General features: G+C 57.8%; 14 protein-coding genes. 6 read left to right on the forward strand and 8 right to left on the reverse strand.

Features of this window, described 5'->3' with window-relative positions:
- Nucleotides 1-332: 332 nt before the first annotated feature.
- Complete coding sequence (locus IEI95_RS15390) at nucleotides 333-2162, forward strand: methyl-accepting chemotaxis protein (RefSeq protein ID WP_156536882.1); 1830 nt, start codon at nucleotides 333-335, stop codon at nucleotides 2160-2162.
- 55 nt (nucleotides 2163-2217) lie between these two features.
- Here IEI95_RS15390 and IEI95_RS15395 read toward each other — a convergent pair whose 3' ends face one another.
- On the reverse strand, nucleotides 2218-2859 hold the full coding sequence (locus IEI95_RS15395) for an alpha/beta hydrolase (RefSeq protein WP_194416680.1): 642 nt from the start codon (nucleotides 2857-2859) through the stop codon (nucleotides 2218-2220).
- Between the two features lie 52 nt (nucleotides 2860-2911).
- Here IEI95_RS15395 and IEI95_RS15400 point away from each other — a divergent pair, with 52 nt between their 5' ends.
- Together IEI95_RS15400 and IEI95_RS15405 are read left to right on the forward strand one after the other, a co-directional pair.
- Nucleotides 2912-3535 (forward strand): 3'-5' exonuclease, encoded by a 624-nt coding sequence (locus IEI95_RS15400; protein ID WP_194416681.1) that lies wholly within the window; start codon nucleotides 2912-2914, stop codon nucleotides 3533-3535.
- 83 nt (nucleotides 3536-3618) lie between these two features.
- Complete coding sequence (locus IEI95_RS15405) at nucleotides 3619-4107, forward strand: CreA family protein (protein WP_156533462.1); 489 nt, start codon at nucleotides 3619-3621, stop codon at nucleotides 4105-4107.
- Nucleotides 4108-4641: 534 nt separating this feature from the next.
- Here the strand turns inward: IEI95_RS15405 and IEI95_RS15410 are convergent.
- The 3 genes from IEI95_RS15410 to IEI95_RS15420 all read right to left on the reverse strand — a co-directional run bounded on the left by IEI95_RS15410 (nucleotide 4642) and on the right by IEI95_RS15420 (nucleotide 7772).
- Nucleotides 4642-4986 (reverse strand): hypothetical protein, encoded by a 345-nt coding sequence (locus IEI95_RS15410; protein ID WP_194416682.1) that lies wholly within the window; start codon nucleotides 4984-4986, stop codon nucleotides 4642-4644.
- A gap of 311 nt (nucleotides 4987-5297) precedes the next feature.
- A complete protein-coding gene (locus IEI95_RS15415) occupies nucleotides 5298-5762 on the reverse strand; it encodes a chemotaxis protein CheW (protein ID WP_015916481.1) in 465 nt (154 codons plus the stop codon).
- Between the two features lie 3 nt (nucleotides 5763-5765).
- Nucleotides 5766-7772: a methyl-accepting chemotaxis protein gene (locus IEI95_RS15420; RefSeq protein ID WP_194416683.1), complete on the reverse strand. Its 2007-nt coding sequence runs from the start codon at nucleotides 7770-7772 to the stop codon at nucleotides 5766-5768.
- A 503-nt stretch (nucleotides 7773-8275) separates the two neighbouring features.
- Here IEI95_RS15420 and IEI95_RS15425 point away from each other — a divergent pair.
- On the forward strand, nucleotides 8276-8875 hold the full coding sequence (locus tag IEI95_RS15425; protein ID WP_015916479.1) for an SCO family protein: 600 nt from the start codon (nucleotides 8276-8278) through the stop codon (nucleotides 8873-8875).
- Nucleotides 8876-9002: 127 nt separating this feature from the next.
- The gene (locus IEI95_RS15430; RefSeq protein ID WP_194416684.1) at nucleotides 9003-9875 is read left to right on the forward strand and encodes a 50S ribosomal protein L11 methyltransferase; all 873 of its coding nucleotides are present in this window, start codon (nucleotides 9003-9005) and stop codon (nucleotides 9873-9875) included.
- A gap of 318 nt (nucleotides 9876-10193) precedes the next feature.
- On the opposite strand, the gene IEI95_RS15435 is transcribed toward IEI95_RS15430, so the two are convergent.
- On the reverse strand, nucleotides 10194-10358 hold the full coding sequence (locus IEI95_RS15435) for a hypothetical protein (protein ID WP_156533459.1): 165 nt from the start codon (nucleotides 10356-10358) through the stop codon (nucleotides 10194-10196).
- Nucleotides 10359-10628: 270 nt separating this feature from the next.
- Here IEI95_RS15435 and IEI95_RS15440 point away from each other — a divergent pair, with 270 nt between their 5' ends.
- Complete coding sequence (locus IEI95_RS15440; RefSeq protein ID WP_194416685.1) at nucleotides 10629-12476, forward strand: aminopeptidase P family protein; 1848 nt, start codon at nucleotides 10629-10631, stop codon at nucleotides 12474-12476.
- Nucleotides 12477-12638: 162 nt separating this feature from the next.
- On the opposite strand, the gene IEI95_RS15445 is transcribed toward IEI95_RS15440, so the two are convergent.
- The 3 genes from IEI95_RS15445 to IEI95_RS15455 form a co-directional block, all read right to left on the reverse strand.
- Nucleotides 12639-12839 (reverse strand): hypothetical protein, encoded by a 201-nt coding sequence (locus IEI95_RS15445; RefSeq protein WP_060717913.1) that lies wholly within the window; start codon nucleotides 12837-12839, stop codon nucleotides 12639-12641.
- 233 nt (nucleotides 12840-13072) lie between these two features.
- Nucleotides 13073-13378 carry a branched-chain amino acid transport AzlD family protein gene (locus tag IEI95_RS15450; protein WP_060717914.1) on the reverse strand — a complete coding sequence of 102 codons (306 nt, stop codon included), beginning with the start codon at nucleotides 13376-13378 and terminating at the stop codon, nucleotides 13073-13075.
- Nucleotides 13378-14088 (reverse strand): AzlC family ABC transporter permease, encoded by a 711-nt coding sequence (locus IEI95_RS15455; protein ID WP_156533457.1) that lies wholly within the window; start codon nucleotides 14086-14088, stop codon nucleotides 13378-13380. Before IEI95_RS15455 ends, IEI95_RS15450 begins: the two co-directional genes overlap by 1 nt.
- Nucleotides 14089-14316 lie beyond the last annotated feature (228 nt).

The following is a 14316-nucleotide window of genomic DNA, read 5'->3' on the forward strand; positions in this document are numbered from 1 at the left end:
TGTGGGATGATCGCTTTTACATCGTGACGATGTGACGACGGTCCCACGTTCCCTGCGGAACGGTGGTGAGGACGGTCATCAGATGGGTCGAGCGATTTGCGATCATGTGATGAATTGTCCCGCACGACATGACGTATGTCAAGACATCCGGAGGCATTGATACGAAAAGGCGTTTTTCTCTTCGATCTACAATTTAAACTGCACATTTATTAGCAATATTTAAACAACTATCCTCGAAAACCAACGGTTATATTAGCGTTCGTATTCGCTCAATCATCTCGATTGCACAGACGGCAAATGCCCTCGCTTGGCTATTGATGGAGTAAGACAGCATGGCACGATTGAGCCTTTCCCGCAGCCTTGCGCTTTTCGGAGCCAGCCTGTTTCTCGGGCTTTTACTGTCCAGTGGCATTATGTTTTATGCTTTGGTGACACTGAAGGTGAATGGGCCGGTCTATGAGCGGATTGTGTATGCCAAGGACATGATCGCCGATATCCTGCCGCCGCCGCTTTTCGTCATCGAGGCCTATGTGGCGGCAGTGGATGCAGGCGCCGAGCCGCAAAGGCTTCAGGCCAATGCCGAGGAGCTGGCGCGGCTGCGGGTAAGCTTTGACACGCGTATTGCGTTCTGGCACGGCGTGACGCTGCCGAAGGCACTGGACACTCTGCTGCGCAATGAGGTGGAACCCGCGAGCGCCATCTTTTGGCGGGAAGTGGAAACAGTTCTGCTTCCGGCCTTGAAAGCGGATCGCGCTGCCGATGCCGGGCAAAGTCTGGTCAAGCTGCGTACGCTGTTTCTGGCGCAAAAGGCCGCGGTAGAAAAGCTGGTGCAGGCCTCCAATGAAGATTTGCAGACCGTGGAACACGATGCAGCGTCGAAATCCATGACCTGGCAGGTGCTTGCCGGCACGGCGACGGCGGTTTCCATCCTCGTTCTCTGCGTCGGCCTCTATGCTTTCCGCCGCTCCGCCATCGGGCCGATGCAGGACTTCCAGCGGTTCATGACAGTGCTTGCGGAGGGGAATTTCGATCTGACCGTGCCGTTCCTGAACCGGCATGACGAAGTCGGAAAAATGGCGAGAGCCGGTGCCGTGCTGCGCGAAGCCGCCATCGAGCGGCGGCGGATGCGCGAAGCCGAACGGATGCGCGCCGAAGCCGACCTGCAGCAGGGGACGGAGCGATTGGCAGAGCAGGCTGTGCAGGCTGCGGCGCTCAAGCATGTCGTAGACGATCTCGGCGCGGCGTTGGAGCGGCTGGCGCAATTCGATCTGCGCATGACGCTCGATCATCCTTTTGCCGATGATTTCGAACCGCTCCGGGTCAATCTCAACAAGTCTCTCGGACTGTTCCAGGCGACCGTCGCGGATATCCTGGGCAAGGTGGAATATGTGAAAGCTAACTCCGCTGATCTCTACAACCAGGTATCCTCGATTGCCGAGAGAACCGAAAGCCAGTCTGTGGCTCTGAAGCAAGCCGCTGCGGCGATCAGCCAGATCAGCGGCAATGTCGATGTCAATTCGTCGCGGAGTGCCGAAACGAAAGGCCAGACGATTGAGGTGCGTGGTGCCGTGGAACGTTCGTCCACCGTGGTGCAGCAGGCGGTGGCGGCTATGTCCCGGATCGAGGATGCTTCCGGCAAGATTGCCTCAATCACCGGTGTTATCGATGAAATCGCCTTTCAGACCAATCTGCTGGCCTTGAATGCCGGCGTGGAAGCAGCCCGGGCCGGAGAAGCGGGCAAGGGCTTTGCCGTTGTGGCGCAAGAGGTCCGCGATCTGGCGCAGCGCTCTGCCAATGCCGCCAAGGAAATTGACGCCTTGATATCGACCTCCAGCGCGGAGGTTACGCAGGGTGTCGAACTGGTTCGGCGGACCGGGCAATCCTTAAGCGAAATCCAGAACCGGATCACGGGGATCGCTGTCGGCATTGAGGCGATAGCCGATAGTTCCGCATCACAATCCGCCAGCCTCAAGGACATGACCGACATGGTCCGGCAAATGGACCAGATGACCCATGAAAATGCAGATCTGGCCAATGCCTGTAGCGGCACAGCCCACACGATGAGCGACAGTGCCGAAGGGTTGAAAAAGCTCGTCGACCGCTTTCTTCTGGCCGACAGGCAAGGCGGGGTCACGACGGGGCGGCGTGATCGGGCGGCCTGATAGGCATTCCGCTCGCTCTGTTGTCCCATCCTTGACTCTTGCGTGTCAGCTCGGATCAGGAACCGGACACGGCGCGTCTCGTCACATGTCGCAGCCATTCCTGCATCAAGGCCAGATCCCGTTCCTGCGGGTCCCAGCCATGTCCGCAGGGCAGAAGATGATAGGAGGTCTGTGCACCGGCTGCCATGAGTTGCGACGCGAGGATTGCTCCGTCCTGCGGGGTGCGACGGCTGTCGGTTTCGCCTGATATGACCAGCACCGGACAGGTCACGGACCGAGGAAAGGGTGAAGCCGGAGCCGGTGATAAGCCCCGCAGCAGGATGGCGCCCTCGATCAAATCCGGAAAATCGCGAAGAACGGCTGCGGAGAGAATTGCGCCGTTCGAATATCCGATCAGGACAGGCTTTCGCTCAGTGAACCGTTGCGTCAGGCTTTCGAGCAGCAAGCTGATTTCGCTGGCGGAGCGTGCCAGGTCGGCCAGATCCAACGTTCTATCTGGATTGCGCCGGAAAAATGCGTATTTGCCTTCCCAGATGATATTGCCGCGCACACGGACGATGGGCGAACCGGGGCCGATGCGTGCCGGAATGTCTCCCCAGCATGTTTCATCCTGGCCGCTGCCATGCAACATGACGATTGGGCTGCCGGTTTCATCCGGTCCGTCTATTTCGCAGTGGAATCCGGAGATTTTCGACATGTCCGTCCCTCCTCACATTGCTCGAATCGCTCTCGCACCATAAAGGGGATCGATGTCAACGCCATTGCAGCCCAAAATCATCGCAATCGATTTCGAGACCGCCAATGAGGAGCGCTGCAGCGCCTGTTCTGTCGGTCTGGCCTTTGTCGAGGACGGGCAGGTGGTGCGGGTGGAGGAGCGGTTGATCCGGCCAAAGACCATGCGGTTTTCCTCCTTCAACATCGCCATTCACGGGATCAGGCCTGATCATGTCGAGGATGCGGGCGAATTTCCAGAAGTGATGGACGAATTCGCCGATGATTTCTCGGGCGCGATGGTGGTGGCGCATAATGCCGCCTTCGATCTGTCGGTATGGCGGGCAAGTTGCGATCTCTATCGCCAGCCCTATCCAAGCCTGTCTTACGTATGCAGCGTCAAATTGGCGCAGAAGGTCTGGCCGCATCTGCCCTCCCATCGGCTTAATGTGTTGGCGGCGCATCTGCAATTGTCCTTTCGGCATCACAATGCAGCCGAAGATGCATCCGTTTGTGCGCAAGCGGTGATCGCGATGATGGAGCGCCGGGGCTCGCAGGACTTGGGCGAGCTTGCTGGCATGGTGGGGATTTCCATCGGGCGGCTGTTTCCGGGTGGCTATCAAGCCTGCTCGGTGCGCAAGCCAGCGCGGGTGTCTGCTTGACAGTTTTTGGCATGGCATTGCCGCGCATCTTGTAACGTGATGGCGAAAGCATATCTCTGACTGAGTATTTCTCGGAGGCTGTTATGCTCAAATCACCCAAGCTGCTGTTCGCCGCTGCTTTTGCCGGACTTCTTGGTGCGCCTGCCATGGCCGATGTGGTCGGCAAGGTCGGTGTGGACTGGGTGGGCAACGATATCGTCGTTGAGGCGGTGGCCGATCCGCAGGTGAAAGGCATTACCTGCCATGTCACCTATTTCGACCGTTCGCTGATTGACCGGCTGCATAAGGGCAATTGGTTCGAGGACCCCTCCAACAATTCCATCGCTTGCCGCCAGACCGGGCCGATCGAGATTGGCGATATCAATCTGTCAAAAGGCGGCGAGGAAGTGTTTCGCCAGGGCCGGTCGCTGATCTGGAAGACGCTGGTCGTCAACCGGATCTATGACAAGGATAATGACACGCTGGTCTATCTCATCCACTCCCGGCAGGTGGTGGACGGATCCGCCAAAATGGCGATTTCGACCGTGCCGCTGTTCAATCAGAGCGTAACTTGGAAGAATGGCAAGCCCTGATTGTAGGGCTTGCTTTGACGAATGCCAAAGCAAATACCAAAAAAGGTCAGGATTCGTAGCGGATGAGCCGCGAATTCGGGCGTGACGCGGCTTTATTGGTGCGCCCTTATGGTGCAGATTAATCCCCAGCGGGGCGCTGGGGAGTTGCAGCGTCATGGGTTTGTTGTAACGCTTTTGTCTGCGGATCGTCTGTTCCTTAAGCCGTTACCGGCTTGAGAGCGTTTCCGATAACGTGACGGTTGTTACGAAGCTCGTGATCTACCGCTTGTCTGCCAAGGCCGTTGATCCTTCTCCTGGGATCACCAGTCTGGAGATGTTGAAAGTCGCCTCCATGCCACCGGGGTGGACTTCTATATTCGAGAGTCTGTCCGGCTCAGATTGAACCGGACAGACTTTCGATTGTTTTGTTTTCAACTGTCTTTCTCGAAAATCAGGTCCACTTTTCTTGAGGTGAGCTCCGAGTTGTCTGTTCCATCCGCGCAGACAGGTTTGCCAGTCGGTGCGGCATCTCGTGAAGTGCCAACCTTGTTTGACCTACTTGACGTAGACGATCTTGCCGCCATTTGCGGCGGTTTGTACCCAGATGACGTTTTTCACCAAAATGCCCCGAACCTTCATGGCCTCGCGCAACACGGGGCTGCCATTGACTTCGGCCTGTGATGTCTCGATCCGCTCGCGCGAGGGGTAGCGGACCAGAAGCGGCAGATCATTGCCATGGCCGGGCGGATGCTGAGCGATAAACTCCACCGAGACGCCGTCATTATAGCGCTTGCCAAACAGGATGTCGGGGAGGGTAAGCTCGCCCGCCATTGCGGGCACTGTAAAGCCTATCGCCAGGCTTGCTGCGATTAGAAGTGCCGAAATCTGTTTTTTCTTCATCATTATTCTCCTTACAGGCATGTCGCGCAAAAGTGTGCAGCGGTTTTGCGATCACGATATGCCCAAACAACCCATGTCGCGCAAAACTCCAAGGCCGTTTTGCGGCGGAACCCCGCGTTTCATGACTGCGACCAGCGTGCAGATCTCTTAAGACATATAGAGAGCCGATAGCGGCAATTTCAGCCCTGTCACCGTCATAATTTTAAACGCACGAAACCACCGGTTCGGTGCCATCACGTCCGAACCGGCGGTTTCTTGTTTTTTCGACTTTTCAACCGAGCTTACGCTCGACCGACCAGACACCTTGCCGATCAGGCGGCGTTGGCCAACTCGTCGGCGATAACCGTGTCGAGGTTGAGGAAGCAGACCATGGATTTTTCCAGCGCCACGATGCCGCGGCAGAAGGCACGCTGCATTTCCGGGATGATTTCCGGAGCGGGCTGCAAGTCTTCACCGCGAATGGTCATCATGTCAGAAACCTGTTCGACCAACAGGCCAACCAGCTTGCCGGCGATGTCGGTGACGATGATGGCCGAGCGCTCGGACGGTTCGGTCATGCTCATGCCCAGCCGGCAGGCCATGTCGATGACCGGGATGACGGCGCCGCGCAGGTTGATCAGGCCCAGGACGTATGGGGGGGTATGCGGCATCGGGGTGACCGGTGCCCAACCGCGAATTTCACGGATCGCCATGATGTCGATACAGAATTCCTGATCGCCAAGATGGAAGGAAACGATTTCAAGATAGGCGCCGGACTGCTTGATGGCATTGGACATGGTTTAGAACTCTTCCCATTGGTCGGTTGATGGGGCGGCTGCCGTTGCACGGGCTGGCGCGGAGCCGCTGCCTTTGGTGAAAGCCCCCGCAACCTTGCTCATGAGCTGCTTTGCGGGAGACTGCGTCGGTGCTGAGGTCGGTCTTGCCGGCTCAGGTCTGCTTGATGTCGGTCGCGCCTGGTGTGATCCTGGCCGCGTCTCGCCCGCGCCGCCGATCTTGAATTGCCCAACGAGCTGTCCAAGATTGTCTGCATCGCTGGCAAGCGTATGACTTGCCGCATTGGTTTCTTCGACCATGGCGGCATTTTGCTGCGTTACCTGGTCCATCTGTCCGACGGCGGAATTGATTTCACTCAGGCCAACTGATTGTTCGCGCGCCGAGGTTACAATCGACTTAACGTGATCGTTAATTCGCAGCACATCTTCGCCTATTTTATGCAAAGCCTCGCCGGTGGCGGTCACAAGCTCGACCCCGGTGCGCACTTCGTCGCTTGATTTGGTGACCAGATCCTTGATAGTGCGGGCGGCTTCCGCAGCGCGTCCGGCCAAGGCGCGCACTTCCTGGGCAACCACGGCAAAGCCTTTGCCGGCATCCCCGGCGCGGGCGGCTTCGACGCCGGCATTCAACGCCAGAAGATTGGTCTGGAAGGCGATCTCGTCAACGACGTTGATGATCTTGCCGATTTCGCCGGTGGCGCTTTCAATCCGCTCCATGGCCGCCATGGCGTCGGAGACGACGGCACCGGACTGTTCAGCATAGGTCTTGGCGTTGTCGACCATGTGGCTGGCATCTTCGGCGCGCTGGGTGCTGGTGCGGACCGTTTCGGTAATCTCGGTCAGTGCCGCCGATGTTTCTTCCAGCGATGCGGCCTGCTGTTCGGTGCGGCGGGCCAGATCGTCGGCGGCGGAGCGCATCTGATTGGCATTGGCCTGGATGGAGCTGGAATTGATGGAGATCTCGCCCATGACATTGCGCAGATGCGTGGTGACAAGGTTGAAATCCGTGCGCAGGCGTTCGACTTCTTGCGGGAAAGCTTCATCGACCACTGCCTGCAAATCGCCCTCGGCCAGTCGGTTCAGGCCCTTGCCCAAGGCATCGACGGCGGCTTTCATCCGGTCACGCTCGGCAGCGGCTGCGGCCTCGCTCTCGCGCATCTCGGTTTCGCGACTCTTTCGGCCGTCTTCAGCCTCGGCTTCCAGCGTGCGTTTGTCGATGACGGCTTGGCGGAAAATATCAGCCGATCGGGCAATGTCACCGATTTCATCGCCGCGCGCCAGACCGAGGATCTCGCTGTCATAATTGCCGTCGATAATATTCTTGAGGCTGGTGCGGACATTGCGGATGCCGTTGACGACCGAACGGGCATGGATGATCTGCAATCCGAGAACCAGGAAAAATGCAATCAAACCGATGGTGATCTGCATGGTGATGGCGCTTCTGGACGCCTCAGTCGCGGCAGCCACGCGGCTTTCCACCAGTTTGCCTGCGGCGGAGGAAAGATTGGCCAGCGTGTCGCTCAGCTTGCCGCCGGCGCCATCGATGACATCGTCAATCCGGGCATAATCCTCTTCCGGAGCCTGGGTTTCCACCAGTTTCTTCAATTCTACCGTGACTTCCTGGCGGAGCTTCTGCACATCGCTGTCATAGCTTGCTATATTTGCGGACAGTCCGACATCTGCGGCGACCTGCTTGACGGTGGCAGACCCATTGGCAAGCGCCACGCCAGCCTTGTCGAAAATGCTCTGGCGGTCCGGCTGGACTTTGCCTTCTTCGCGGTCGATGATCGTATCCATTGCGGCAAGGGTGATCTCACCATTGGCAAGCCGCAATTCGTTGACAATCTCGAGCTTGTTCTTGAGTTCTATCGCCCGGTTCAAGGATTGATCCAGCTGGCTACTTTTGTAGTAACCGACCGCCAGCATGGCCGCGATGGCGCAGATGGCAGCGCCGCCCAAGGTCATCAGACGCTGGCCGACGGAAAGGCCTCGGCCGGAAATTGCGTTGCTCATGTATATCCCCGCATGGCTCAGTTGACGTGACCGGGTCGGTCCTATGGAACATGCTGTGCGGAGTTTAGAAGGACTGCGCTCTCCCCAAGGAAGGGCTGCTGTCATTGCTGAAACCGCCGCATCTTTCACGTCCAGCCTTTTGCCGGTCAGCGATCTTTGCAGCAATCCTCCAAGGACATCATGTCCTGACGGCGTAAGGCCGACATGCAGGTTGACTGTCTCTCAAGACTATTAAGCTTGTACTAATACTATTCCCGATTGATGATTTAATTCTATCCAGCACCACGCAACCCCTGTGGTTTGGTCATATGCATAAGCCCGCAGCACGGTTGCAGGCGACGATATGTCTCGGGGGCGTAGCATTGGATTTTCCAGCTTTGCGGTTTGTTTGATTTGCCTTGCCTATCCCTCGGCTTGTATGGAAGAGCGTGGACCGGGCGCGTTCAATCATGCAGCCGGGCTTTGGAAATGCTGGTCTTTGGAAATAAACATTGAGTGAAGCGATGAAGAGACTGCGGATCGGGCTTTGGATATTGGTGGCGGCCTCGGCAGCTTTGCTTGGGTATCTGACGCTTGAAATCGGCCAATCGAGCCGCACGGTGGGCGAGGCGGCCTATGGTGTGCCCTTTCAACTGGTCGACCAGCGGGGACAGGCTGTCAGCGAGCAGGTGCTGCGCGGCAAGCCGAGCGCGGTGTTCTTCGGCTTCACCCATTGCCCCGAAGTCTGCCCGACCACCCTGTTCGAGCTGGATGGCTGGCTGAAACAGGTGGACCCGCAGGGCGGCCATCTGAATGCCTATTTCGTTTCCGTCGATCCCGAACGCGATACGACCGAGATCCTGAATACCTATGTTTCGAATGTTTCCGACCGGATTACCGGCATTACCGGAGCGCCCGACAAGGTGATGGAGATGGTCAAGGGCTTCCGTGTCTATGCCAAGAAAGTGCCGGTCGATGAGGCCAATCCGAACGGCGATTACACCATGGACCATACAGCCTCTGTGTTTCTGCTGGATGCGCAGGGTCGGTTCAAAGGCACGATTGCCTATGGTGAAAACCCGGAAACCGCCGTCCAGAAGCTGCAAAAGCTGATGAAGGGCTGACCGCTCGCCGATACTTGGAGAGGCGATGCCTGTCCTGCTTTGATGTTGCAACGGCGCGTCAGGCATTGTACCGGAAGCGCCAGGAACGTGGGCGTTTAATCAGCCCGCCCCATAGGGAATATCGACCGTGAGCGAACTTCGTTTTTTCACCAGCACCACCGAAGTGCAGGCCAATCACATTCTCGACCTGTTGAGCCTGGAGTTCGGCGAAGAGGATTATGCGATTGCCACCACGGAAGTCGATGAAAAACGCGATATCTGGGAAACATCGATCTACCTGATGTTCGATGAGGAAGACGATATACTGGCGCGGGTGAAGGCGGCGCTGGTCGCGGAATTTCCGGACCTGCCGGTCGAGCGTGAAGTGATCCCCGATATCGACTGGATCGCCAAATCGCTGGAAGGCCTGACGCCTGTCAGGGCCGGGCGGTTTCTGGTGCATGGCTCCCATGACCGCGATAAGGTCCGTCCCCATGATCTGGCCATCGAGATTGATGCCGGTCAGGCTTTCGGCACCGGCCACCATGGCACGACCGCTGGCTGCCTGGAAATGATCGATAGCGTGGTGCGTGCCCGCAGGCCCCGCAACGCGCTGGATCTGGGCACCGGCAGCGGTGTTCTGGCCATCGCTGTGCGCAAGCTGGTCAACGTGCCGGTACTGGCCACTGATATCGATCCGATCGCGGTGCGGGTGGCCAAGGAAAACGGCACGCGCAACGGCGTACCCAACGGTATCGAATGGCGCACCGCTCCGGGCTTCCATTCAACGGCTTTTGGTGAATTCGGGCCTTTTGACCTGATCATCGCCAATATTCTTGCTCGCCCACTGATGAAGATGGCGCCGCAGCTCGTCACTCATCTGGCTCCGGGCGGTTCCGTCATCCTCTCCGGCATTCTGGCATCGCAGCGCTGGAAAGTGATTGCCGCCTATAATGGCGCGGGGGTGAAGCATGTGCGCACCATCTGGCGCAATGGCTGGGTCACTATTCACCTGCAATAGTCGGACCTTTAAGTGGTTTTCGGCTTGCGATGATTGTGTGCGGTGCAGCAGTGAATAACGCGCATGGCTTGTGCGGGCCAACTCCCATCAGACTGATGCCGGCAGACTGGCGCTTTCAGAAATGTCGCTTTTCACAAAAAACAAAAAAGGCGGCACCGCCATGCCGCCTTTTTCTCGATCAGGTTTCCCTGATCAACCCGCGAACCCTGGGAGGAGAGGCTCAAGCGGGTCCCGTAGCCGGGACTGTCTTCGACAGGTAAATGGCCGCTCGACCCGCCTCCACAGCGGTAGCGTCGCATTGGCCATTTCAGGATGGTATTAGATTGCAGCGCGAACCGAGCCGTTGCGGACGGTGCCAGTGCGGGTTTCGCCAGCCAGAATGTCACGCGACAGGGAAGAAGCGCCGCTCAGACCGTTGCGGCCAATCTGACGGCCGAGCGGCATGGCGCGGGTCGGAGCAGAGGTGCGGATCGGGCTGGTCATCGGAGGTCTCTTCGGTTTTGTTTAGCATGTTGCGTTGCGGTGCTTCTAATCGGTTTAGCTGATTTGCGACAGCGTTTTGCTGGCATGGGAGCCATGCGCTCAGCGCATCGATTATGATGCTGTCAGACTCTTTGTGGTCAAAAAACCGTCACAATCTGCCTCTGACGGGCCGGGTAGGGCGAAAAGCGGGGCAAAGGTGATGGAAAGGCTGTCATTTCAGCGCCGCTGTTATAGGTTGGCAGCAGTTTTTGACAGTGTCGGACAGGTCTCATGTTCCAAAGTTTTGACGTTACCTCCACTCCTCAATTCGGTCGCGACCGTGTCGCGGCGCTGCGTGACCGGTTTTCGGGGCTGGGTATCGATGGTTTTCTGATCCCGCGGGCCGATGAATATCAGGGCGAATATGTCCCAGCCTCAGCCGAACGCCTGTCCTGGCTGACCGGCTTTACCGGCTCGGCGGGCGAAGTTCTGGTAACGCAGAGCCAGGCCGTGGTCTTTGTCGATGGCCGCTATGTCACGCAAGTGCGCCAGCAGGTGGATCTCGACGTGTTTACGCCGGGCGACCTGATCGATGAGCCTCCGGCCAAGTGGATCCCGGCCCATGCGCCGAAGGGCTTCCGGCTGGGCATCGATCCATGGATGCATACGGTGGCGCAGGTGTCGCGGCTGGAAAAGGCGCTGAACGAGATCGGTGGAACGTTGGTGCTGGTCGATGAAAATCCGCTCGATGCGGTCTGGACCGACCGTCCTGCCGAGCCGTTGGGCGCAGTATCGATCCAGCCGATCTCGGCCGCCGGGGTCGACGCAGGTGAGAAGATTGCCAAAATCGCCGATGGCCTCACAGCAAAAGACGCAGCGGCGGTGGTGATCACCGATCCATCGTCGGTGGCCTGGATCTTTAATATTCGTGGCCAGGATGTGCCTCACACGCCGCATCCGCTGTCGCGTGCGATCATTCATGCCGACGGCAAGGCCGAGCTGTTTCTGGACCGGCGCAAGACGAATCTTGAGGTCGAGACCTATCTCGATGGTCTTGCCACCCGGCTTGATCCGCAGAATTTCGTTTTGCAATTGGCAATGCTGGCGCAGACCGGCGCCCGCATTCTGATGGACCCGGATCTCTCGCCAGCGGCATTGGCACGTCTGGTGGCCAGCCGGGGCGGCAAGGTCGTGGACGGTGCCGATCCGGCCAAGCTTGGCCGGGCGGTGAAAAACCTGGTTGAGCTGAATGGCTCGGCTGTCGCCCATGTACAGGATGGTGTGGCCGTTGTTGAATTCCTCAGCTGGCTCGACCGGCAACCGGCGGGCAGCGCGACGGAAATCAGTGCAACGCGGGCGTTGGAAACCATCCGCGCCAAGGTGGGCGAGCGGATGCAGAACCCGCTGAAGGATATTTCCTTCGATACGATTGCCGGGGCAGGCGAACATGCCGCGATCATGCATTACCGCGTGACGACGGAAAGTGACCGACCGATCCGGGCAGGCGAAATGTTCCTGGTCGATTCAGGCGCGCAATATGTCAACGGCACCACGGACATAACCCGCACGCTTGCGGTCGGCGCGGTGCCGGACGATCAGAAACGGTTCTTCACGCTGGTGTTGAAGGGTATGATCGCCATCAGCACGGCGCGTTTTCCCAAGGGGACGCGCGGCTGCGACCTCGATCCGCTGGCACGCATCAACCTGTGGAAGGCCGGGGCGGATTTCGCCCATGGCACCGGCCACGGTGTTGGCTCGTTTCTGTCCGTGCATGAGGGGCCGCAACGCATTTCCCGGCTCTCCACCCAGGAATTGCTGCCTGGCATGATTCTCTCCAATGAGCCTGGCTACTACCGGCCCGGTCATTTCGGCATCAGGATCGAAAACCTGATCTATGTGCGCGATCTGGAGCCGGTCAACGGCGGCGACCTTGATATGATGAGTTTCGAGACGCTCACCTTCGCGCCCATCGACCGCTACCTGATCGTTGAGGACATGCTGACCCGTGAGGAGCTGCGCTGGCTGGACGATTACCACGCCCGCACACGAGAGCAGCTTTTGCCGCTGGTGGAGGGAGATGATGCCCGAAGCTGGCTGATCCGGGCAACCGAGCCACTGACGCGGTCCTCTACTGCATAATTCTTTAAACCGAAATCGGTTTAAAGAGAAAATTATGCAGCAGATATAACGAGCTACAGCGAACCTTTTTGCGCCATATATGGCGCACGGCGCTGTATGTAAAAAAGCGAGGATGCATATGCATCTTCGCTTTGAAAAACAATAGAGGTGGAAGGAGGGTGATTAACGCCCTCTTTCTTCGCTTTCGCGGATGGCCTCATCCAGTGCCACTTCCAGCAGATAGCTCAACATCTCGCAATGAGCCGCTTCCGACGCTTTGATCAGCTTTTGCAGGTCCTCGGCAATCTGATGGATGGAATGGGCGTTCGCTGCCGGTTCCTTGCCGCCAGCAATCAGTTCCAGTCGATGACGTTGATGACCCATTTTAAAACCCCTCTCAATGCATTCCGCCTTTTTGCCGCATGACGCCATCAATCAGATTGCCCTCACGTGGTTACGAGACGAATCGGCAAGGCAAACGGTTGCGACGACAGGGTTCTACCATAGGTTATTTATATTAAATATAGCTGAATAAGAGATACGAACTGTAAAGCAAGCCTCACCCCAGTTTCAGTGGCTTTGGTGAGGTGATGGCCGGGTTGTGAAGCGGATAGGGATCAGGCCATGAACTGGCGGATCAGCACGGCGGCACCCCAACCGGTCAATAGCATGGGGATGAGTGAAAAGCGCAGGCCAACGACGAGACCAAGCAGCATGGCGAATTTCACCTCCATGCCACCGGCGTAAAAGGCCGGGGCGACCAGCGTGGTCAACACGGCGGCAGGAACGGCGTTCAACGCTGCATCAACCCTGGGTGGCAAAGTCTTGAAACGGCTGATCACCAGATAGCCGCCAGCGCGGGTGAGGTAGGTGGCAAGGGCGGCAGCCAGAATGATCGCCACCATAGAGGGGTCAAGATCCATCATTGCGTCACCTCTTGTCGATCATCAAGGGTCGCCTGCGCCTTCGGCGGCAGCAGGGCTGCGGTAACTATGCCCGCCAGTGCGCCAAGGCTGACATGCCAGGGCGAACCGACGGCATGCATGGCGAACACTGCGGCCACGGCGCTGACGGCAACCACGATCAGGAAGTTCGGGCGCTTGCGAAAGCCAAGCACGCTGCCCATGAAATAGACGGGCAGCAACACGTCGAGGCCAACCGCTTTCGGATCACCGATCAGGCTGCTGAACAAGGCGCCAATCGCTGAAAATCCGACCCAGGGAATATAGATGGCCAGCGCAAAGCCCATATACCAGCCGAAGGAAACGGACTTGCCACTTTCGGCATGTTTGACGGTTTCGGCAAATTGCGGATCGGTCATGAAGAAGAAGGCGACGGCCTTTTGCAGTCCGCTCAGCCGTTGGAAATAAGGGCCAATGGCCGCCGAATAGAGGATATGGCGGAAATTGACGGCAAACACCGAAAGCACGATCAGCCAGGCTGGAACATTATTGCCGAACAGATCGATGCCGACCAATTGACTGGCGCCTGCAAAAACCGTCGCACTCATCAGCGTCGCCTCAGCCACCGATTGGCCATGGGCGGCAGCCACGGCACCAAACAAGGCGGCGAAGGGCAATGTGGAAAGGGTGATGGGAGCACTTTGGCGCGCACCATCGGTAAAGTCTGACATCGTCTTTTCCTAGAGCATTTCCAGCAAAAGTGCGGTGCGGTTTTGCGTCCGGAAATGTGTTGAAACAAGCAGTTAGAGTATTTATGCGTTTCTATGAAACGCGGAAATTCTCTAAATGGGCATATGTCTTGGGGTGGGCTGTTTTCAGGTGGGATCTTCTTTTCCCTCCCAAGAATGAGGGGTGGATTAGAACATCATTGCGAAACGAGCAAATCAATAGGAGTGATC

This window comes from Agrobacterium vitis (assembly GCF_014926405.1).
Lineage (GTDB): Bacteria > Pseudomonadota > Alphaproteobacteria > Rhizobiales > Rhizobiaceae > Allorhizobium > Allorhizobium vitis_H.